Below are 21,896 nucleotides of genomic sequence, written 5' to 3' on the forward strand. Positions count from 1 at the left end.
CATGGCTACAATCGGTCTTGATAGACTTTATTATGCAAAAATCACCGAAGATGACAACGGTGATGAAACCTATGATACACCGATGCCGCTGGCAAAAGCAATCAGTGCAGAACTTTCCGTTGAGCTTGCTGAGGCCACTCTTTATGCCGATGATGGTGCCGCTGAAATTGTCAAAGAATTTAAAAGTGGTACCCTAACTCTCGGTATTGATGATATAGGGGTAGCAGCTGCAGGAGATTTAACAGGAGCAACCATTGATGACAACCATGTACTCATTTCAACCAGTGAGGATGGAGGGGCTCCTGTTGCAATTGGCTTTAGAGCACAAAAAGCAAACGGTAAATACCGATACTTTTGGCTGTATCGTGTGAAGTTTGGAATTCCTGCAACAAACTTGGCGACCAAAGGTGATAGTATTACTTTCTCAACTCCGACCATTGAAGGAACAGTACTTCGTAGAAATAAGCTGGATGGTCAGGGTAAGCATCCATGGAAAGCAGAAGTAAACGAGGGTGATGAGGGCGTAACCCAGGCAATTATTAATGGTTGGTATAGCGAAGTGTATGAGCCTACATTTGCTGCTTCTGGCGGAAGTGGAGAATAAGGGGGATTGGAATGGATAACGAAAGAAGTGCAAAGATCAATATTGGCGGGCAGGAGTATGAGCTTATTCTTACCACTAAAGCTACAAAAGAAATTGCTGGGAGATATGGCGGTCTTGAAAATTTGGGTGAGAAATTAATGAAGTCTGAGAACTTCGAAATGGCACTGGATGAAATAGTCTGGTTGATAACTTTAATGGCCAATCAGAGCCTACTCATTCACAACCTTCGAAATCCAGATAATAAAAAGCCGCTGCTTACTCAAGAAGAAGTTGAACTTCTAACCTCTCCTTTGGAACTAGCTACTTATAAGAACGCTTTGACAGAAGCAATGTTTAAGGGAACCAAGAGAAATGTAGAATCTGAAGATGACTCAAAAAACGTGCAAACCGGGTAAACGAGAATGAACTCTTTACCCGGCTTTTATATTACGGGACAGTTCATTTAAATCGTACCGAAGAGGAAACATGGCTTACACCTATTGGCTTGCTTATGGATTTATGGGAGTGCCATAAGCAGTTTCTTGGAATGTCCAAACCAAAACGGAAGATTTACATCGATGACATTATTCCTTATGGTATTTGATCTTTCAAAGAAAGGAGGCGGTAATCTTGGCAGATAATTTTGGTTTAAAAATCGGAGTGGAAGGCGAAAAGGAATTCAAAAATGCACTTCGTGACATTAACCAAGCATTTAAAGTATTAGGTAGTGAGATGGCTCTAGTCAGTTCCCAGTTTGATAAAAATGATAAATCCATCCAAGCCTTAACTGCGCGAAATGAAGTATTAGAAAAATCCATTGATGCACAAAAAGAAAAAATAGAGACACTACGAGCTGCCCTAGATAACGCCTCTACTTCTTTTGGAGAAAACGATCGTAGAACTCAAAACTGGCAGATTCAACTAAATAAAGCTTTGGCTGAACTTAATGGCATGGAGCGGGAACTTGAAAATAACCATAAAGCGCTACGAGACCATGCCGACGCCACAGATGACAGTGCTGATAACATGGAAGATGCCGCTGATGCAGCCAATGAACTTGCAGATAATGTTGATGATGTTGGCGATGAAATGGATGATGCTAGCAAAAAAACCTCTATTTTTGGAGATGTACTTAAAGCAAATTTACTATCAGAAGCCATAATTGGTGGGGTAAAAGCTTTAGGATCAGCCATTGCGGGAATTGGAAAGGCCTTTATAGGCGCTATGAAAGATGGCGTTGAGTACAACGCTCAAATGGAAAACTACACAGCTTCCTTTACCACCATGCTTGGTGATGAGGCTAAAGCTCAAAAGCTGGTTAATGATCTGAAAAAAGAAGCAGCAGCTACACCATTTGGAATGCAGGATCTTGCCCAATCAGCTCAAACCCTTATGAGCTTTGGTATGTCTGCAGAAGAAGCTCAAAAACGCATGAAGCAGCTGGGTGATATATCTCAGGGAGATGCCGAGAAGTTCAAAAGCCTGACACTGGCATTTGCACAAATGTCCTCTACTGGTAAGTTAACCGGACAGGACTTGATGCAAATGATTAATGCAGGATTTAACCCACTAGAGGAAATCTCGCGTAAGACAGGAAAATCCATTGGTGAACTTAAGGATGAAATGTCCAAAGGGGCAATATCTGCAGATATGGTCGCAGAAGCGTTTGCCTCAGCTACATCGGAAGGTGGGCGTTTCTATGGGTCAATGGAAGCACAATCTAAAACTTTTTCTGGGCAAATGGCAACTCTTGAGGATGGGGTTGCATCGTTAAAGGGTCAGCTTGCTGAAGGGTTAACAACCATGCTTTCTGGTACTGTTCTTCCGATGGTTAATGGTTGGATTGATGAATTATCTCAAGCTTTTGAGAAAGACGGTGTCCAAGGCTTAATTGACGTTTTTGGTGGAATCTTAGAAGAAGCTGTTCAATTTATTTCTGAGCAATTGCCAATTGTAGTGGATATTGCTTCTCAAATAATTATCTCTTTAATTCAAGGACTTACCTCTGCATTACCGAAAATAACAGAGGCGGCTGTCATGCTACTGATGACACTAGTCAATGGAATCATTGAAACTTTACCTGCACTTATTGCGGCAGGAGTACAAATGATTGGAACTATTGTAAGTGGAATTGCAGAAGCACTACCGCAGTTAATTCCGGCTGCGGTATCAGCAGTGATACAAATTGTGCAGGCACTTTTGGATAACCTACCAATGATCTTAGAGGCAGCATTTCAGCTTGTGCTTGGACTAACTCAGGGAATTTTGGATGCTCTTCCAGTGTTAATTGCAGCATTGCCAGTCATTATTACTGGGATAGTAGATTTCATTATTGGTGCAATACCTCAAATAATCGAAGCTGGTATTCAACTTCTAACATCTTTAATTTCAGCTTTACCAGAAATCATCACAGTAATTGTAGAAGCGATTCCGCAAATTGTAGACGGGTTAATAACAGCGATTTTAGGTTCAATACCGCAGTTAATTGATGCCGGAGTGCAATTGTTAGTGGCACTGATTCAAAATCTGCCACAGATCATTTCGACCGTTATTACTGCTATACCAAAGATTGTGTCCTCTCTTGTGAATGCTATTATTGGTAACATTCCTCAGATTATTCAGGCGGGGATTATGTTGTTAGTTTCACTGATTAAGAACCTTCCAACGATTATTGTAGAGGTTGTAAAAGCTGTGCCACAAATTATTACAGCGCTGGTTAAAGGTTTTACAGGATCTATTTGGCAAATTGCCCAGGTTGGGACCAATTTAATCAAAGGTTTGTGGCAGGGTATTTCAGATGCCGGAGCCTGGCTTTGGGATAAAATCTCAGGTTTTTTTGGTGGTGTAGTAGATAAAATAAAAAAATTCTTTGGAATTCGATCGCCATCTACATTGTTTGCTGGAATTGGCGAAAACATGGGAGAGGGTATTGGTGTCGGTTTTGAAAAAGCCATGAATAGTGTTAGCCAGGATATGCAAAACGCTATCCCTACTGATTTTGACATTAACCCTAATCTGAATATGAATGGAGCCGGTTTTAGTAGCGGATATGGAACAATTGGAGGGTCATTAATTACGATACAGCAGATGATTGTTCGAAGTGAAGACGATATTCGGAAGATTTCACAGGAGTTATACAATTTGATGCAGACAGGATCTCGAGCACAAGGAAGATTTATAACTGCGTAAAGGAGGGCGATGTATGGGCTTTATTTATAACGGTATTAACTCAAAGAATATGAAGATAAAAGCAAGGCTCACAAGTTGGCAGGCATCTCCCGCATTAAGAAACGCGTATGAGGTTGTTCCGGGGAAGGCAGGGGTTGCTGACTTTGGTTGTGATATCTCAGAGCGGATCATTACGATTAGCTGTAGCATATATCCTCAAAAGAGCTTTGCAGATTTAGTGAGCGTGTTAGATGATCTTGCAGAGTGGCTCAACCCAATGAACGGACTTAAGCAGCTTATATTAGAGGATATTCCGAATCGATTCTTTTATGCTCGCCTCACTGAACAAGTAGACTGCGAGAGATTACTTAGAACTGCAGGTGCCTTTGAGTTGAAGTTTATCTGCCCTGATCCTCACGCTTATGCGCTGACAGATGAACAATTCACGATTTCAAGTGTTGGAACTCATGAGCTCCAAAGAATAACCGGGAATACAGATTCAGAACCGATATATCAACTTAAGGGCACAATCAGTGGATCTACATCCACATATATTTCTATTACCACGAATGGAGAGGAACTTCGAGTGGTTGGAGCTTTGACGGCAGATGAAGTGCTTGTAATTGATAGCGGATTAGTGACAGCAAAAATAACCGATGCCAACGGAAATACACTTCGAAATGGGCTTCCAGTCCTGGATGAGTTAAACTTCCCTGTACTTCACAAAGGTGAAAATGAAATAACAGTATCAGCTGTGGGAGCAACATTTTCGGAGCTGAAGATTCTGGCCAAAAGCAGATGGAGGTGATCTGGTGGCAATTAAATCAATCTTAACATCACAGACGGATTTTACGGGTGAGTTTCCTGTAAGCGAGAAGACAGTTGCTCTGTGGCGATTTAATGAAGCCGCACCAGATAGCAACAACATGCTTACAGATGACTCCGGTCATAACAGAAACTTCTTTGTATCCGGATGGTCAGGCACATCCGCCAACTTGTTATCCGGTAGATTAGGAAGATATTTCAGGCAGAATATCATTAATCCAACAAGTGAAAAGACTCATTTAGTGGCTACCAATGACGGTAGCTTTTTTAGTGATTTAGGTGAAAAGATTGTTGTTGGCGGATGGATAAATCCAACTACTTATTCTGTAGGGCAGACATATATCCCGATTTTTAATACTAGACAAGGGCCTGGTCAGCCAATTTTTTATGTTTCTTTATTTCAGGGAAGGTTGCGATTAATGCTGTATAATGCCTCAGGCTCCTTGATATATGATCAGACCGAAACGCCTACTATTACCCTAAAGAATAACGGGTGGTACTTTATCGCTTCTGTTATCGAGGTAAACAACAAAAGGGTGCAGAACTTACTTTGTGACCGAAGTGATGGGGCTGTCTGGCAATCTCCAGTTCGAACATTCACTGGAGACTTAAATCAATCTTGTGTTGCGGATATAGTGATGGGGATGCATGCAAATACCTATTATTACGCAGGAGGATTTGATGACTGGTTTTATGAAAAAGATTCTTTACTTACCATGGAGGATCTTATTTCCTATTTCAAATTTTCAATTTTGGCAAACGGTGGTGACAGTGCTGCTGATGTAGATGCTCTTGCGGATCCTGGCTCTGTCATGTTGAAAGCAACAAGCGGAGTCTATGCACAAAGTGGTCAGCTTTTTACGATAGCAGCTGCCTGTAGTCTTGCAGGAACGGGCAGGGTATCAGTTACAAGTGAATACACCGCAGGTATAACAGCCATAAGCCTAGTGGAAACTTCTACATCAGACGATCTGTCTAGCTGGACTGAATGGCAGGCCGTTGGAGCAAGCGGGGAACTGCAGTCGCCTAACAGAGAATATATCCGCTATCGAATTACATTATCTACTCAAGACACCAGTAGAACTCCTAAACTTCTTGAAATACAACTACATGATATACCAAAACCACCTTATGAGAGACTTGGATTTGCCAGACCAGTTGTGTTGGATACTAACGGTGCTTGGGAAGCAGTGCTAGAGAATGCCTTTGATATCATAGTGACAAGTGAAGTGAATGGCGCTGATATTCTGGAGTTTAAACTGCCATTTCATGATTCCAAGCGAGTGACATTAGACAATGAAAAACAGGTGCAGATCGTCAATGATGTTTATCGTATTCGAACTATAACAGATGAGAAAAGTTCAGATGGTAGAGTTGTAACTCAAGTATATGCGGAAGCTGCCTTTTATGATCTTTCCTTTAGCGCTGAAAAAGAACCCATGGAATTTGTCGCAGAGACACCGGAAGTTCCTATGCGCTATGCCTTACTTGGTACTGGCTGGTCATTAGGAAATGTCACTGTCAGTACAAAACGAACATGGCAATCAACAGAAAAGAATGCATTAGCTATACTACGAACAATACAGAATATTCATGGTGGTGACTTGATTTTCGATAGTGCCAATCGTTTGGTACACCTTTTGACATTTGGCGGTACGGATAGCGGGGCCTTATTCTGCTATAGAAAGAACATGAAAAGTATACAGCGCGTGGTGGATACAAGAAGTCTAATTACCAGGCTTTATGCTTATGGTAAAGATGGCATGACGTTTGCCTCCATCAATGGTAATAAGGAGTATGTTGAGGATTATAGCTATTCATCAGAAGTCAGAGTAGGAACGCTGGATGCTTCATCAATCAGCAACCCTTATCAGCTGCTTGAGTTCGCTAATATGCGCTTAGCTCAGTATGCGAAGCCACGAATCTCATATGTTCTCTCTGCAATGGACTTATCAGTGTTGACAGGATATGAGCATGAGGCATGGAAACTAGGTGATATAGTAACTGTGGATGATAGAGATTTGAATTTATCTGTCAAAACTCGTGTGGTACGCAGACAATATAATCTCCAAGAACCATGGAAAACAGTGCTGGAGCTATCAACAACGTTAAGAGAACTGGGGGATTCATCTGCTGTTTGGGATAAAGCTGCTGATATTTTATCTTCAGCTGATGTTCTTGACCGTCAGGAAGTAAAAGACTTAGTTCCTTTTAATCATCTAAGAAATTCACGAGCTGATGACGGGTTAACCTATTGGTTAAGTTCAGGTTTTACAGTGGACCCTAATAATGGGGTATCAGGATCAGCTTCTTTTAAAGCTGAGGGAGTTTTAGGAATGACAAAAAGTCTATCACAGACTGTGTATCCTGCTAGTAGAAAGAGTTACACATTTTCAGCGCAGATTGCATCGGAAAATCTACAGAAAGGGCCAAACGGAAAAGTTGGAATTGAAGTTGTCATTGAATATGAGGACGGTTCGACAGAAACTAGGTTTATTGATCTCTATTAGGAAGGAGGTAGCGATATGGCTTATTTTTCACAGACAGCTCATGCTATTACACCGAGAGGTTTTGGCAAGATAAAGTCGCTTACCATCCGTCTTTTCATTACTGATTGTACTGGTGAGGTATTCTTTACGGATATGCTTTTGCAAGGTGGCTCTGTTGCTACGGGCTGGGTTGGTCATGTGTCAGAAATACAATGGACGCTGGATGGGTAGGTGGTGCAAATGTCAGTTGCATTTACCAGATTTACCGAGACGATTCATTGTAAAGAGGATAAACGAGTAGTAAGCGTAACAGTGAATTTACTTCTTGAAGATTGTACAGGTACGGTATATTTTACTGATATTCAAGCACAGGAAGGAAATCACCTTACTGGTTATACAACTAACACAGAGTGCATGCTGCAAAAATATCGAGAGAATGAGACAATTGTTCCTGTTCGCTTTTATAATGGAGTAGTTCGAAGCAGAGAGACGATTATTCTCTTCAATCTGGGTTCAACTTCCGCTGGCCTTGACTGTCATATTTATCCCAACCAAAATATGGCTGCAGGCAGTATCCAATTGTCTCAAGGAGCAGGGGCGCACAAGGTGATATTTAATGAGGCAGTTAGTCCAGGTGATACCTTTTCGCTACTAGCATCAACTAGGCAGTGTTTAAAGAACGGAAACCCAACTGATAAGGAAGGTTTTTTTCAATATACAGCATCCGGTGATAGCAAACATGTGGTGAAGCTAGAGGACAGAAAATCAGCTCGGTTATTGTTCGAATTTCAAGAAATGCAGGAAGGAAGTGAGCGCCCTTGATTGATTACCTAAAAGGTAAGCGGTGCATGGTTTGGAGTTTCATGGGAAATGCCCGCATGTATCAGGCGCTACGAGACTATGGCGATCGAATTGATACGGTGGGTATTTTTACTTTTGAAGTGGATATCACCGGGACCATAACAGAAACAGGAACAAGCATATCCAGTATGCTTACTTACATTAACCGCTGGCCTCATATCAAATGGCTACTTACAATCATGAATCATGGTACGGCTTCTATTTTTACAGCCCTTAGAAATAACACCAATGGTGCAAAGGATAAATTTCTTACTGAGATTATTCGCATCATGAATAAGTATCCTTGGTGTGCTGGAGTGGATATAGACTTGGAACGTGGAGGTGGCTACGAGAACAAGGATGCTGCCAATGCCCTATTTCGTGACATATATAATACTGTCAAAGCCTATGATTCTTCTAAACTCGTTAATATTTGTTTACCGGGAATGACGGGAGTACAAGGCTCGGTTGGTGGCGAAAATTGGTGTGTCTATGAAGACTTAAATCCGTACTGCGATACGGCAGCGATTATGAGTTATGGCATGGCATGGGCTGGTTCTGCTCCGGGACCGGTATCTCCGAGGGATTGGTTGGAAGGTATTTATGATTATGCAGTTCAGGTTATGAATCCTGAAAAAATATTTTTGGGATTGCCCGCCTATGGCTGGAACTGGAGGATACATGATACACCAGAGAACCTTGGAATAACATATCGTGGGATTTCAAACACTTATTATGCAGCAAAGCTTTGGATGACTGGAGGATATAACTTTACTGATGACGGGCCGCCACAACCAATGATACCAATCATTGCATATTGGGATGATTATGATAAGGTGCCTTGGGCCTTGCCCCATGTGTATGACTACATGGAAGGCTGGGATGCAGTTTCAAGAACATACCCATTACTTGAGGAATCCTATAATCGTCGCAGATATTTGACCGCCTATAGTAAGCAGCAAAAAACTGAATTTGGCACAATCTATGTAGATCGTAGTGGTGGAACACCTGATAACTATTTTGGTAGTGTATCAGTTTCATCTCAATTTATTACACTTGGAGATGAAGGTGAAGCCAACTACGAATTTGAAATAGAATCTGCTGGTTTTTATGATGTAGCCATTCGCTTTTCTTTTCCTTTCTGGGACAAGAATACTATCCATGTTTCGCTTGACGGAATGAATAAGGTATTTAGTGAGAGTAGGTTATGGTGGCCATATTGGCGAACAACTTGTTGGCTTTCCTTGGTTTCTGGTGTATTTCTTTCAGCTGGTACCCATACTGTCACAGTTAGTTCCTCAGTAACAGGAGTACAGTTCTATGGATTTCGGGTATGTTCAAGCTTTAGTGAAGAACCTTCTGCTGGAGAGGCTGACTTCATGTTATCCCCTCGCCAGTTTAAAGATGTGAACGGTTTAATGGTTCAGTCCTGTATTTGTCAACCGAAATTTCCCCCATATTTTACTCCAAAATTCCTCTAGTTGGATAAAAAAATTATTGCTCTTCTAACCAAAGCTGTGTTTCTTTAAATCTATAAGAATTTCCATTCATATTAACTATATATGATTTATGTGTAAGCCTATCTATCATAGCAGCTGTCATTACTGGGTCTTTAAATATTTCATCCCATCTTTCAAATGATAAATTAGTTGTAATTATTGTTGACTTCCTTCCTGCTCTTAATGAGAGATAAGTAAATAATAATTCTGAAGCCTCTTTATCAAAGGAGATATATCCTAATTCATCTGCTATTATTAAATCATACTTTTCAAAACGTTTTTCAAAGGCCCTAAGTGTTTTCTCTGATCTGCTTTCTTTTAATTCATTTACAAGTAAAGGGATTGTTGTAAATAATACCTTGTAACCCTTTGTACAGGCTTTAATACCTATTCCTATAGCCATATGTGTTTTTCCTGTTCCAGGATTACCAGCTAATATTATATTTTGCCCTGTTTTTATAAAGTCTAAGGATGAAAATACCTTTACTTTATCCCTTGCGTCTTGTGGTAAGTCCTCTAGACTTAAATCTTCTAGATATTTTTTATATGGAAATCTTGCTTGTCTAATTCTACTTTTTATCCCATTAGTTTTTCTTAAGTCGTACTCATTTTCAAGTATTGATAAAAGAAAATCTTCATATGTTAAATTTCTTATATTTGCTTCATTAATTTCTTCTTCTACACTTCTATTTATATATGGAAGCTTTAGCTCCTTTGCTAGATTTTTAATATTTTCTTTAGCCATATTCTTTTTCATATTATCAAAGCTCCTTTATCAAATTCTATACTTGAATTGTTTAATAGTTTTCCATAATCACTTAGAATTAGCTTTGATTGCTTTTCTATTTCTGTATTTTTATATTTATTTTCCTCCATGGCTTCATTTTTTCTATAACATAAAAGTTTTATTTTTTCTGTATCTATATTTAAAGGACTTATTTTTTCTAATTCTTTTATAATCTTTTCTATTTTCTCTAAATCTTCTTTTGAAATTAATTCAATTAGGTCTATGAAATCTCTTGGATTTTGTGTATAATATTTATTATAGATGTTTTGAAGCTTGGAATTCATTTGACGCATGGCTGTGCTGTTATGAATTGCCCCAGGCTTCTTTTTTAATGTATTTAAATAATGTTTTATTTCTATATCCCATGTACTTAATCCAAAACTTCTTTTATGTTCTGCTACCTTATTATTTTCATGGTAGATTATTATCTTGTTTGGATATACCTTTGTCATTACAAACTTTCCCACTAGATAGTCTGGTACTGAGTATTTATTTTCATCTATTGTTATTACTGAGTATTTATTTACTCTTAATTCTATTAATCTTGAAATATCATAAGTAGGCATAAGTTTTATTAAGTAGGGGACTTCCTCTATTAATATATCTTTTGCTGTTTTGTTTTCATTATATTTTTGTTCTTTTGAATTTAATTTAATTAATTCTTCTTCCAGATATTTATTGGCCTCCTCTAATGTTTCAAATTTATCTTTTTTACTAAATGCTTTTCTTCTTACATACTCTACTGATCTTTCAACATGTCCCTTTTCATTTCCACGTCTAGCATTACAAAATCTATAGTTAAAGCCATAGTACATAGATAATTTTAAAAGTTCTTCTGTTGGTTCTTTTTCAGTTTTTGTTACAAATCTTTTAACTGCCACTTTCATATTGTCATAAACTATTTCCTTGTGAACACCTCCTATATGGTTAAAAAACCTAACATGAGAGTCTAGAAAACTTTCCATTTTTTGATTTTGATAAAGGTATGCAAACCTGTAATTACCTTTAGCTGTTACCATTACAGCCATTTGTATGTTTTTATCTTCACCATCTATTTCTAATTTAACATGACCCCAGTCAAATTCAACCACATGACCTAATTCATATTCTTGTCTGATGTATGCTTCCTTTTTTTCATTTAACTTATTTCTGATATAGTTACAAACCGTTGAATAACTAATATTATGTCCTTCATCAATTAAACAACTATGTATATCTATATTTTTCTTTTGTTGTTTACCCTTACCCGTACTTCTTTTTTCCCGGTTTTCCTCTAGATAGAAATCTATCTTATCCATTATTACTTCAGTTAACTTTATCTTAGTTCTGTTGCTTGAATCATATTTTGGTGACTCTACTATTTCCTCAGTTAGCATTAATTTATCACCTTCCCCACTCAATAATTTAGATCTACTTTCTTCATATTCCCTAATATATTTTCTAATTGTCTTTCTATCAAATCCTGTATTTCTATGAATTTCCCATTGAGAATTTCCTTTTAAAAATCCGTCTATTATTATTCCTTGTTTATCCATTAAACTTATCATCCCCTAACCCCCTATGAATTGTCATAGGGATATTATATATTTCCTCTAGAGGAATTTTCAATTATTATTTGGGGTACTTTTAGGATATCATAAACAAGTCCGATCGAGGATTTAAATTGACAACGGAAGTACTTCGTAGAAAGCCTGATTCAGCACTAATTTGGTATGAGGACTTTCGAGATGAAAATCCACTACCATCCAGCTATTGGACAACATTAAGCGGAGAGTGGGAGGTGTGGCAGAACAAGAATGATCCAGCTACTCGCCCTTATTCACAGCTTGATGGACATGGGAGGTTGGCGTGGAAATATAATGGTTTCTCAGATGTTCATTTAAGAGCGAGATTAGCTTTTCCTTCAGATGGAAGTGGTCGAGCTGGCGTTTTTTGTGGAGAAATCTTTTGCTGTTTAAATATTAATTCACAGCGTATTGAACTATATAATGGTTCTGCTCTAATCGGAAGCTATGCAACCGAAATTTCTAAAACTCCATCATCAGATCTTCGCTCAAATCCAAGAATGTACACCATTGAAATGAGGATACGTAATAATTCTGTAAGGGTTTATTCTGGAGCAAGTAGTGTTTTGCGATTCACAGCGAATCTTGATGGTTATTCAGGTGGTTATGCCGGAGTTCAATCTGATGGACGTATTCTATGTGAATTAATAAGATTAGGAGATGCCTGGACTTATGAACCTTATGAAAGATTTGATGTAATCTTCCCAGATGGAACTAGAACGGAGTATGGGAGACTAGAAAGAACTGGTGTTACATGGGATAGTGAGTTTCAGGTTTTTACAGTTAACAGTGATGTGGAGGAAGCTTCAACAAGAAGTCAGGATATTTCCATGGATTATGATTTTTTTCACTCAGAGCTTTTATCATTGGTCTGTGGAAATGACTATTCAGTAAAGATTGTGCCTAAGGACATTAATGTATGGATTTCACGCCTATTTCTCGGGGATGCTGATGGCTTCTCAATTCTTTACTACCAAGACGTGGATAGCCTAGTCTATTGGGCAAATGAGGCAGCGTATCGATGGAAGCTTAGGGGGATTGCGATATGGTCTCTGGGACAGGAGGATATGAGGTTATGGGAAGCCTTACCTAAACAAATATAATTAACACACTGAACCAAGAGTGTTTGCGATAATGCAGACACTCTTTTTATATATGCACCAATCATGAAGGAGGTAAAAATAATGAAGGAAATTTGGAGTTGGATACAAACTGCATTTACTGTACTTGGCGGACTCTTGGGATGGTTTTTAGGAGGTTTTGATGGATTTTTATATGCATTAGTGGCATTAATGGTGGCTGATTATATCACCGGTGTCATGTGTGCCATTGTTGAAAAGAAGCTATCAAGTGAAATAGGGTTTAAGGGCATCTTTAAAAAAGTGCTCATTTTTATTCTAGTTGGAATTGGACATTTGATTGATACGAACCTGATCGGAGATGGAAGTGTGCTCCGGACTGCCATTATCTTTTTCTATTGCTCCAATGAAGGAGTATCTATGCTAGAAAATGCTGGCCGGCTAGGACTACCAATACCAGAAAAATTAAAAGATATTCTTGTTCAGTTGCATAATAAAGGAGGTAAGGAACAATGAATCTAAGAAAACTTATTCTGACTGAAAATGCATGTTATAAGGCAGGAAAAAAGATTACACCGAAAGGTATCATGGTTCATAGCACCGGTGCCAACAATCCTTATCTTCGTAGATACGTTGGACCGGATGATGGTCTATTAGGTGTAAATCAGTACAATAATCACTGGAATCAGGATAGACCTGACGGAAGACAGGTTTGCGTCCATGCTTTCATTGGAAAGCTTAAGAATGGTTCAATTGCCACTTATCAAACTCTGCCATGGGACCATCGAGGGTGGCATGCTGGAGGAAGTGCAAATGATACACATATTGGCTTTGAAATATGCGAGGACGGATTGACCGATGCCACGTATTTTAATGCGGTTTATAAGGAAGCGGTAGAGCTTTGTGTGTACCTTTGCAAACTCTACAACTTAACTGAAAAAGATATCATTGGCCATTATGAAGGCTACCAAAGAGGGATCGCAAGTAATCATGGGGATCCGAAAAACTGGTTTCCGAAGCATGGGAAGAGCATGGACACATTTCGTGCAGATGTGAAAAAACTTCTAAGTGAAGGAGCTAAACCTGCAGAATCAGAGAAAAAGAAATACTACCGCGTTCAAATCGGTGCTTATTCCGTCAAAGCCAATGCAGAGGCCCAGCTTGCCAAAGCGAAAAAGGCTGGCTTTACGGATGCGTTTATAAAGTATGATTAACACTTTTACCTATGACCTGAGGAGTGTAATAGCTCTTCGGGTCATTTTTTTTTTGACCTTTAGGGGTTCGAATCATTAGGGATTTTTGCATATAGGTGCAGGGGTCTACCTGTAGAAATGGAGGTTACCTATATGCAGATTACTAAAATTACAGATAAACAGGATCTACTATTAAATCCAAAAAGGAAATATCTAAGTGCCGAGGCTCTTCAAAGAGAATTTGATTATTATAGGGCGGAAAAGCTATTACATCAAATGCTTGATAAGGGTCTTATTTCAAAGGAAGAGTTCAACAAAATTATGCTATTAAACCGCGAAACTTTCTCACCTATGTTAGCACAGATAATGCCCTGAAATCGTTGATATATAAGGGTTTCAGAGGTAATATGTGACCTACCAAGAAGGAGGTGAGAGGATGAAAAAGATAACAAAAATAGAAGGAAATCTAGCCAACTCTTTTCTTAAGCCAAAAACACGAGTGGTTGCCTACTGCCGAGTTTCAACAGATAGTAATGAACAGCTAGTCAGCTTGCAAGCACAAAAGGCTCATTATGAGTCCTACATAAAGGCAAATCCAGAATGGGAATATGCAGGCTTATATTATGACGAGGGAATCAGCGGTACGAAAAAGGAAAATCGCTCTGGTCTTCTTAAAATGTTATCAGACTGTGAAACTGGGAAGATTGACTTAATTATTACAAAGTCCATCAGCCGATTTGCGAGAAATACTACAGACTGCTTGGAGATGGTTCGCAAACTGATTGACCTTGGGGTTCATATCTATTTTGAGAAGGAAAATATCAATACGGGGTCAATGGAAAGTGAGTTGATGCTTTCTATATTAAGCGGGCTTGCAGAAAGTGAGTCAATTTCCATTTCGGAAAATACTAAGTGGGCAATTCAAAGACGATTTCAGAACGGAACTTTTAAGATTTCATATCCACCATATGGTTATGACAACATTGATGGTCAAATGGTGATAAACCCTAAGCAGGCTGAAGTTGTGAAGTATATTTTTGCAGAGGTATTATCGGGAAAAGGTACACAGAAAATTGCAGATGATCTTAATCAAAAGGGTATTCCATCAAAAAGAGGTGGTCGTTGGACGGCTACTACCATTCGAGGGATTCTGACCAATGAAAAATATACTGGCGATGTTATTTTGCAAAAGACCTATACTGACCGCCATTTTAACAGGCACACCAATTATGGTGAGAAAAATATGTATCTAGTAGAAAACCACCATGAGGCAATTATCAGCCATGAAGATTTTGAAGCTGTGGATGCCATTCTCACTCAGAGAGCAAAGGAAAAAGGCATCGAAAAGCGCAATAACAAATATCAAAACCGATATTCTTTCTCCAGCAAAATTATCTGCTCGGAATGTGGCAGTACCTTTAAAAGACGGATTCATTCGTCTGGAACAAGAAAATACATTGCTTGGTGCTGTAGCAAGCATATAAGCCAGATAACGGAATGTTCTATGCAGTTCATTCGAGATGATGATATAAAGACGGCATTTGTTACGATGATGAATAAACTCATTTTCGGTCAGAAGTTCATATTAAAACCACTTTTGGATGGGTTACGTAACCAGAATAGTGCAGCGAGTTTTCTCAGAATTGAAGAGTTGGAAACTAAGATTGAAAACAACATGGAGCAGAGCCAGATGCTGACAGGTTTACTGGCCAAAGGATATCTGGAACCTGCTCTGTTTAATAAAGAAAAGATTTCACTGGAAGCAGAAAGAGAAAGACTTCTTGCTGAAAAGGATCAACTTACTCGTTCCATCAATGGCAATTTTGCAAAAGTAGACGAGGTTGACCGTCTGCTTAAGTTTACCACTAAGTCCAAAATGCTCAAAACCTATGAGGATGAGCTGTTTGAAAATTACGCAGAGAAGATTATTGTTTATTCACGAGAGATAGTTGGATTTGAATTAAAATGCGGAATCACATTGAAGGAAAGGTTGGTGAATTAGATGGGTCACATACCCTATGGATATAGAATTGAAAACGGTAAGGCTGTTGTGGATGAAATAGCATCGGAGCGGGTAAAAGAATTATTTTCAGGATACTTGGCAGGACTTTCTTTGAAGGGTGCTGCTAAAAAAGCTGGGATAGACTGCTACCATGCCACAGTAAGTAAGATGTTGCAGAATAAGCACTACCTTGGCGATGAATTCTACCCTCCAATTATTGATGAGGAGACCTTTGAAAAAGCCAGAGTAGAAAGACGAAAACGAGCAGAAAAGCTAGGAAGGATATGGGAGCCTAAAGATGAACCAAAAACGGATTATCCTGTAAAGTTCAAAGCAAAGTCTCTGGTGCAAAAATATGAAGACCCATACAAGCAGGCAGAATATGCTTACAGTTTGATAGAAAGTGAGGTGTAACCAGTGGCGGTAAGTAGGAATGTAACAGTGATTCCAGCAATTAAACGAGTCGGAAATAATAAAAATAGTGAAAGCAAACCCAAAATTCGAGTGGCTGCTTACTGCCGTGTTTCAACGGATAGTGAGGAGCAGGCTTCGAGCTATGACATTCAGATTGAGCATTATACAAATTATATTAAGAAGAACAAGGAATGGGAATTGGCAGGGATTTTTGCGGATGACGGTATCACAGGTACAAATACCAAAAAGCGTGATGAATTCAACCGCATGATTGAAGAGTGCATGGCAGGCAATATTGACATGATCATCACAAAATCCATAAGCCGATTTGCCAGAAACACGTTGGACTGCCTTAAATACATCCGTCAGTTAAAGGATAAAAACATCGCTGTGTTCTTTGAAAAAGAGAATATAAACACCATGGATTCTAAGGGTGAAGTCCTGCTGACCATTATGGCATCCCTTGCCCAACAGGAAAGCCAGTCCTTAAGCCAAAACGTTAAGCTGGGTATTCAGTATCGCTATCAGCAAGGTGAAGTTCAGGTCAACCACAAGCGTTTCCTTGGATACACCAAAGATGAAAATAAGCAATTGGTGATTGACCCAGAGGGTGCTGAGGTTGTTAAACGGATTTACAGGGAGTACCTTGAGGGTGCGAGCCTTTTACAAATAGCAAGAGGACTGGAAGCAGACGGTGTTCTAACAGCGGCAGGCAAAGCAAAATGGAGACCTGAAACACTGAAAAAGATACTGCAGAATGAAAAATACATCGGGGATGCACTCTTGCAAAAGACCTATACGGTTGACTTCCTTTCCAAAAAGCGTGTCAAGAATAATGGTATTGTTCCCCAGTATTATGTGGAAAACAGCCATGAACCTATCATTCCCCGTGACCTTTTTATGCAGGTTCAAGAAGAGATGGTTCGAAGAGCGAATCTCCGAGGCGGTAAGGGCGGTAAAAAGCGAGTCTATAGTAGTAAATATGCCTTATCGAGTATTGTTTACTGCGGGCAATGCGGTGATATTTACCGACGAGTACACTGGAATAACCGAGGTTACAAGTCTATTGTTTGGAGATGCGTCAGCCGTTTAGAGGAAAAAGGATCTGAATGTACGGCCCCTACCATAAACGAGGAGACATTACAGACAGCAGTGGTCAGGGCTATTAACGAACTTTTGGCTAACAAAGAGCCTTTCCTCTCAACCTTGCAGAAAAACATAGCTACCGTACTTAATGAAAAAAATGATAATGCCACCGATGATATTGATAGAAAATTGGAAGAGTTACAACAACAGCTCCTTATACAAGCAAAATCCAAGAATGACTATGAAGATGTGGCTGATGAAATTTATCGACTTCGGGAGTTAAAGCAAAATGCACTTGTAGAGAATGCAGAGCGAGAAGGGAAAAGGCAACGAATAGCTGAAATGACTGATTTCTTTAATGAGCAATCCTGCGAGTTAGAGGAATATGATGAACAGTTAGTAAGGAGGCTTATTGAAAAAGTTACGATTCACGATGGCAGGGTTGAAGTGGAATTTAAGTCAGGCATTAGTATAGACATTGAAAATTGAATAGAAATAGTTATTAGAATCTAACACCTTGCTGAAATGCAGGGTGTTTTTTAATGAGTCAATACAAATTAGTTTATTAGTATTTACAAATTAGTGGTATAATTTGTAATAGAGTAAATAGTGGAGGTGTAGACGGTGAATAAGAGCGTGACCTTTACAGTGGATGCAGATGTGTATGAGAAATTCTGCATCGCATTGAATTTAACAAATGAAATACAAGATGTTGCAGTGGAAAGCTGTATGCGTTGGTATATTGCAAAAACCTTTGAAAAAGCATCACAAGCCTATAACCCAAAAACAATAGCAAGACAGAATGAAGATACAAACAGGGATTTTTACGGAAAAGCAAATCAACGAATCCCAGTATGGGCTATAAAGTCGAATCAATATAACCACAAGATCATCCGTGCTTATTTTAAGGCGGTTGCCGCCACAGGTCGTGCTACCATAGATATGATGGAACGCTTATGCAGTGAAGAAAACAACCCGGAACTGTACGTGCCAACTTTTAAGAATAATTACTCACAGATGAAGTTGGATGGACCTAAAAGTCACGGTAAAGTATTTGAGGATGACGGTGAAACGGTAACTATCTGGCATGAGGTTGAAGATACGCTAATGAAATACAAATCGAGTTTTTGTGATTAAGGGAGCAAATTTATGCTTTAATAAGATAGGGGGATTACATAATGAGTAATCAATTAACAGAACGAGAAGTTTTACAACAATTGAATATTCCGGATTTTCGGTATATTACAAAAGATAAAATTATGACTTTTGCATCCATGCTGCAGAATATGGAGCCAGAAGTTGCAAAGAAAGCGTTAGAGCAATTCCCAGAGTTTGCAAAAATGGCTTTGGAAGTGCTGAAAGATTATAGAAGTGTCATGGAAAAAACACTGGATGGAAATTCAGCGAGTAGCAAGCAGTGCTATGACATATACAATGAAGTCATTGATGCCTTAAAGACTTGTTTGGCGAAGGGTGACTTGCCTTTCGAGGAGAAAAAATATTACATCGAAAAAATGATGGAAATTGCAAAAATGGCCGAAAGTAAGGATACAGAAAACAAAGGATTTAACTGGAGAATGATTTCGTTAGGCACATTGGCAGTCTTTACAGTTGTTGGTATAGGCGCAAGCATTCTTGGTGGTAACACTAATATTAAGTTGCCAAAACCAAAGCTATGATTATAGAAGGTAGGTAGTTAAATGTATGATTTTGACTTGAGAACACCTGATAGAGCGTATGATTTTTTACTTACTTTCTTTAATATGTCTGGAGAAGAATATATTGAAGAGCTTATTATCAATAGTAATAATGAGTTTGAAAAATTTTGGGATCGCAATGCAGCAAAGGTAAATAACATCAATATGGATACTATTAGAATATGGGGATTTCATGTTATAGGGTCTTTAGATGAATGCGGAGAAATTCATAGTCAAGGCTTAAAGAATCTCCAAAAGGTTTTATCTGGGGATACTCTATTAAGCAGAATGCTAAAATCCAATGGCGTATTTTTTGATGTGGAAAGACGTTTATTGTTCTATAAAGGTAAAGAGTACAATGTGGATTATGATTGGTATAGGAATAATGATTATTCAATGTCTCCGGAGAAATATCTCAAGCCGATTGCACATCGAGTTTATTACGACTATTGCGTTAATGGATTTATGATGAATGATGATATTTTTTCCTATGGAACAAATATTCATGAAAGACCAGAATTTTTGATGAAACTTTCCGCTGCTTTTCCGGATTTGAAAAAGATGGAGGAAGAATGGGCTAAACGTAGTAAAGGCTATAAAGTGAATTTTTACGCAACGATAGATCAAATCCATCGGTTCAATTTTGACTTAAATGATACTCAAGAAGAACTGACAGATGAGGAAATTGTACATATAAAACGGTGGATGGTAAGCCGTGCGATTGATCGAGCTAATAATAATTTGATTTCTGAAGTGTTCTTATATATAAAAGACGAAATAGATATTCCGCCTGAGCAAATAACCAGTTGTGAGGAAATATAGATTTTTGAGTACAGATGTTATTATAGACACTAGGATAACTGGAGTTCAGAATCTGTTGAAAGACACGACGGTTTGTTTAGTACTATTTGCGAATGAAGGTGAAAAATAATGAGAATAGGAAGAAATGATCCTTGTCCATGTGGTAGCGGCAAAAAATATAAAAAATGTTGTCTTGGAAAAGCTGATGATGTTTACTATTCTAATCCACTTAATCTTCTAGAAACCTATAAAAAAGTGCGAAAAGAATCGAGAATTAAAAGATGTCTACATCCTAAATCAGACGAATGCTCTGAAAAAATAATCGGGGCACATTCAATCCAAAACAATAAAATAATCAAGCGTTTATCTTCTAATGGTATAGTGTATATGCCTTGTCCAAAATCGGACAATCCATTTGCGCCAATGACTGTGTACGGTAGAAAAGAAGCAACTGTTTTTACAGGATTTTGTGGATATCACGATAAGACGGTATTTCAACCTATCGAGGATGGAATGTTTGACAAAAGCATACAGCATATTTTCCTTTATACATATAGATGTTTTGCCATTGAATATCATAAAAAGATAATTCTTAAATAAGGCAACAATATGACTTTAATATAAAAAATGTAAACAAATACTGTAATTGCAACATATATAATCAGCACCTGATTATTGGATAATATAAAATGGAAATTGAATTTGATATGAGACAATACATTTGTGACAAGTAAATATGAAAAAAGGAAAGACCTCTGATATAATGTTGTTTACCATAACAAACAAAAATCGGAGGGATCTTTCCTTATGAAAACAATTATAACAGAAGAGATGAGATTTCGTCAAAGGGTAGTTAAATATGCAATTAAACATGATAATAATGCTAAAGCAGCTAGAAGATACCACACTAGCCGTCAGCAAGTCCAACGTTGGAGAAAAAGATATGATGGAGATGTAAGATCTTTGGCAAATAAAAGCAGAAGACCACAATTTCATCCTAACCAACATACTCAAGAAGAGTTGGACTTAATAAAGCATAAACATAGATACCATCAGCATGAAGGATATGCACAAGTGTATCGGAAGTTAAGGGATGCAGGGTATAAAAGAACTTATGACTCTATGTGTAGACAGCTAAGAAAAATGAAATTAAACGTAGCCAAGAAAAGAGCTAGTTATCCTAAATCTAATTATCGTAAAGATGCTACTACTTATCCTGGAGAAAGAGTGCAAATAGATGTAAAATATGTTCCAAATGAATGTATTGGTTTTGCAAGTAATCATAGTAGATACTACCAAATAACAGCTATTGATGAATATTCAAGAAAGAGATATTTAGAATTAGTTAATGAACTTAGCACATATAGTACATCTAACTTTTTAACACGATTAGAAGATAAATTAGGATTTAAAGTTGAATTGGTTCAAACTGATAATGGAATCGAATTTGTTAATGATCAAGATATTACAAATAAGAAAACTAGATTTGAAAAGTATTTAGAAAAGCTAGATATAAAACACAAACGTATTCGTCCATATTCACCATGGCAAAATGGTATAGTAGAGCGTAGTCATAGGATAGATAATGAATTATTCTACAGCAGAAGACGGTTTAGTAGCTATAAAGAAATGGAGAAGTCATTTAGAAGATATAGTAACAAATACAATAACATAGCAAGGAAAATTCTTAACTTTAAGACGCCAAATGAAATAGTTGAGGAGTACTTCTCTAAAAATGCTGCTTAAGATGGTATTACTAATAATTATTTAATCAAGGATCGCTATCGCTTTCCTCCTTGACAAAATAATTACTAGCAATTTAAGAAAACCACAGCATTATTCAGAGAAAATTTTTCAGAGGTCTGTGT

Annotated in this window: 22 protein-coding genes; 20 read left to right on the plus strand and 2 right to left on the minus strand. The window is 38.1% G+C overall.

Features of this window, described 5'->3' with window-relative positions; translation table 11 throughout:
- The first annotated feature begins 1 nt into the window (after position 1).
- From KQI41_RS07125 to KQI41_RS07160, 8 genes are all read left to right on the plus strand, one after another.
- Entirely contained in the window at positions 2-604 is a 603-nt protein-coding gene (locus tag KQI41_RS07125; RefSeq protein ID WP_021401015.1) for a major tail protein, read from the plus strand.
- A gap of 11 nt (positions 605-615) precedes the next feature.
- Positions 616-999, plus strand: a complete 384-nt coding sequence (locus KQI41_RS07130; RefSeq protein WP_021401022.1) for a hypothetical protein — start codon at positions 616-618, stop codon at positions 997-999.
- A gap of 214 nt (positions 1,000-1,213) precedes the next feature.
- The gene (locus KQI41_RS07135; protein ID WP_216585079.1) at positions 1,214-3,772 is read left to right on the plus strand and encodes a phage tail protein; all 2,559 of its coding nucleotides are present in this window, start codon (positions 1,214-1,216) and stop codon (positions 3,770-3,772) included.
- Positions 3,773-3,785: 13 nt separating this feature from the next.
- Positions 3,786-4,559 (plus strand): distal tail protein Dit, encoded by a 774-nt coding sequence (locus KQI41_RS07140; protein WP_021401045.1) that lies wholly within the window; start codon positions 3,786-3,788, stop codon positions 4,557-4,559.
- A gap of 4 nt (positions 4,560-4,563) precedes the next feature.
- Positions 4,564-7,086, plus strand: a complete 2,523-nt coding sequence (locus KQI41_RS07145) for a phage tail spike protein (RefSeq protein ID WP_216585080.1) — start codon at positions 4,564-4,566, stop codon at positions 7,084-7,086.
- Between the two features lie 15 nt (positions 7,087-7,101).
- Positions 7,102-7,296 (plus strand): hypothetical protein, encoded by a 195-nt coding sequence (locus tag KQI41_RS07150; RefSeq protein ID WP_009052876.1) that lies wholly within the window; start codon positions 7,102-7,104, stop codon positions 7,294-7,296.
- Positions 7,297-7,305: 9 nt separating this feature from the next.
- Entirely contained in the window at positions 7,306-7,887 is a 582-nt protein-coding gene (locus KQI41_RS07155) for a hypothetical protein (protein ID WP_046058039.1), read from the plus strand.
- A gap of 41 nt (positions 7,888-7,928) precedes the next feature.
- A complete protein-coding gene (locus KQI41_RS07160; RefSeq protein WP_216585081.1) occupies positions 7,929-9,386 on the plus strand; it encodes a glycosyl hydrolase family 18 protein in 1,458 nt (485 codons plus the stop codon).
- 13 nt (positions 9,387-9,399) lie between these two features.
- Here KQI41_RS07160 and istB read toward each other — a convergent pair whose 3' ends face one another.
- Together istB and istA are read right to left on the minus strand one after the other, a co-directional pair.
- Positions 9,400-10,161 carry an IS21-like element helper ATPase IstB gene (istB, locus tag KQI41_RS07165; RefSeq protein ID WP_154440362.1) on the minus strand — a complete coding sequence of 254 codons (762 nt, stop codon included), beginning with the start codon at positions 10,159-10,161 and terminating at the stop codon, positions 9,400-9,402.
- Complete coding sequence (gene istA, locus KQI41_RS07170; protein ID WP_154440364.1) at positions 10,158-11,738, minus strand: IS21 family transposase; 1,581 nt, start codon at positions 11,736-11,738, stop codon at positions 10,158-10,160. The genes istB and istA overlap by 4 nt, the downstream gene beginning before the upstream one ends.
- A gap of 116 nt (positions 11,739-11,854) precedes the next feature.
- Here istA and KQI41_RS07175 point away from each other — a divergent pair, with 116 nt between their 5' ends.
- From KQI41_RS07175 to KQI41_RS07230, 12 genes are all read left to right on the plus strand, one after another.
- The gene (locus KQI41_RS07175; RefSeq protein WP_216585082.1) at positions 11,855-12,859 is read left to right on the plus strand and encodes a hypothetical protein; all 1,005 of its coding nucleotides are present in this window, start codon (positions 11,855-11,857) and stop codon (positions 12,857-12,859) included.
- 81 nt (positions 12,860-12,940) lie between these two features.
- The gene (locus tag KQI41_RS07180; RefSeq protein WP_044036476.1) at positions 12,941-13,351 is read left to right on the plus strand and encodes a phage holin family protein; all 411 of its coding nucleotides are present in this window, start codon (positions 12,941-12,943) and stop codon (positions 13,349-13,351) included.
- The gene (locus KQI41_RS07185; protein ID WP_044036478.1) at positions 13,348-14,049 is read left to right on the plus strand and encodes an N-acetylmuramoyl-L-alanine amidase; all 702 of its coding nucleotides are present in this window, start codon (positions 13,348-13,350) and stop codon (positions 14,047-14,049) included. Before KQI41_RS07180 ends, KQI41_RS07185 begins: the two co-directional genes overlap by 4 nt.
- Before the next feature lie 132 nt (positions 14,050-14,181).
- Positions 14,182-14,403: an SHOCT domain-containing protein gene (locus tag KQI41_RS07190; protein WP_097033525.1), complete on the plus strand. Its 222-nt coding sequence runs from the start codon at positions 14,182-14,184 to the stop codon at positions 14,401-14,403.
- A 61-nt stretch (positions 14,404-14,464) separates the two neighbouring features.
- On the plus strand, positions 14,465-16,030 hold the full coding sequence (locus KQI41_RS07195) for a recombinase family protein (protein WP_097033526.1): 1,566 nt from the start codon (positions 14,465-14,467) through the stop codon (positions 16,028-16,030).
- Entirely contained in the window at positions 16,031-16,444 is a 414-nt protein-coding gene (locus KQI41_RS07200; protein ID WP_097033527.1) for a recombinase family protein, read from the plus strand. It abuts the gene before it with no gap.
- 27 nt (positions 16,445-16,471) lie between these two features.
- Positions 16,472-18,019 (plus strand): recombinase family protein, encoded by a 1,548-nt coding sequence (locus KQI41_RS07205; protein WP_425335886.1) that lies wholly within the window; start codon positions 16,472-16,474, stop codon positions 18,017-18,019.
- Positions 18,020-18,154: 135 nt separating this feature from the next.
- Positions 18,155-18,667: a hypothetical protein gene (locus KQI41_RS07210; protein WP_097033529.1), complete on the plus strand. Its 513-nt coding sequence runs from the start codon at positions 18,155-18,157 to the stop codon at positions 18,665-18,667.
- Positions 18,668-18,708: 41 nt separating this feature from the next.
- On the plus strand, positions 18,709-19,209 hold the full coding sequence (locus KQI41_RS07215; RefSeq protein WP_097033530.1) for a hypothetical protein: 501 nt from the start codon (positions 18,709-18,711) through the stop codon (positions 19,207-19,209).
- A 21-nt stretch (positions 19,210-19,230) separates the two neighbouring features.
- On the plus strand, positions 19,231-20,049 hold the full coding sequence (locus KQI41_RS07220; RefSeq protein WP_047341614.1) for a hypothetical protein: 819 nt from the start codon (positions 19,231-19,233) through the stop codon (positions 20,047-20,049).
- Positions 20,050-20,157: 108 nt separating this feature from the next.
- Positions 20,158-20,628, plus strand: a complete 471-nt coding sequence (locus tag KQI41_RS18885; protein ID WP_097033531.1) for an SEC-C metal-binding domain-containing protein — start codon at positions 20,158-20,160, stop codon at positions 20,626-20,628.
- Positions 20,629-20,835: 207 nt separating this feature from the next.
- Positions 20,836-21,774: a DDE-type integrase/transposase/recombinase gene (locus KQI41_RS07230; RefSeq protein ID WP_216584757.1), complete on the plus strand. Its 939-nt coding sequence runs from the start codon at positions 20,836-20,838 to the stop codon at positions 21,772-21,774.
- Positions 21,775-21,896: the final 122 nt, after the last annotated feature.

The organism is Tissierella pigra (genome assembly GCF_018917845.1).
Taxonomy (GTDB): Bacteria; Bacillota; Clostridia; order Tissierellales; family Tissierellaceae; genus Tissierella; species Tissierella pigra.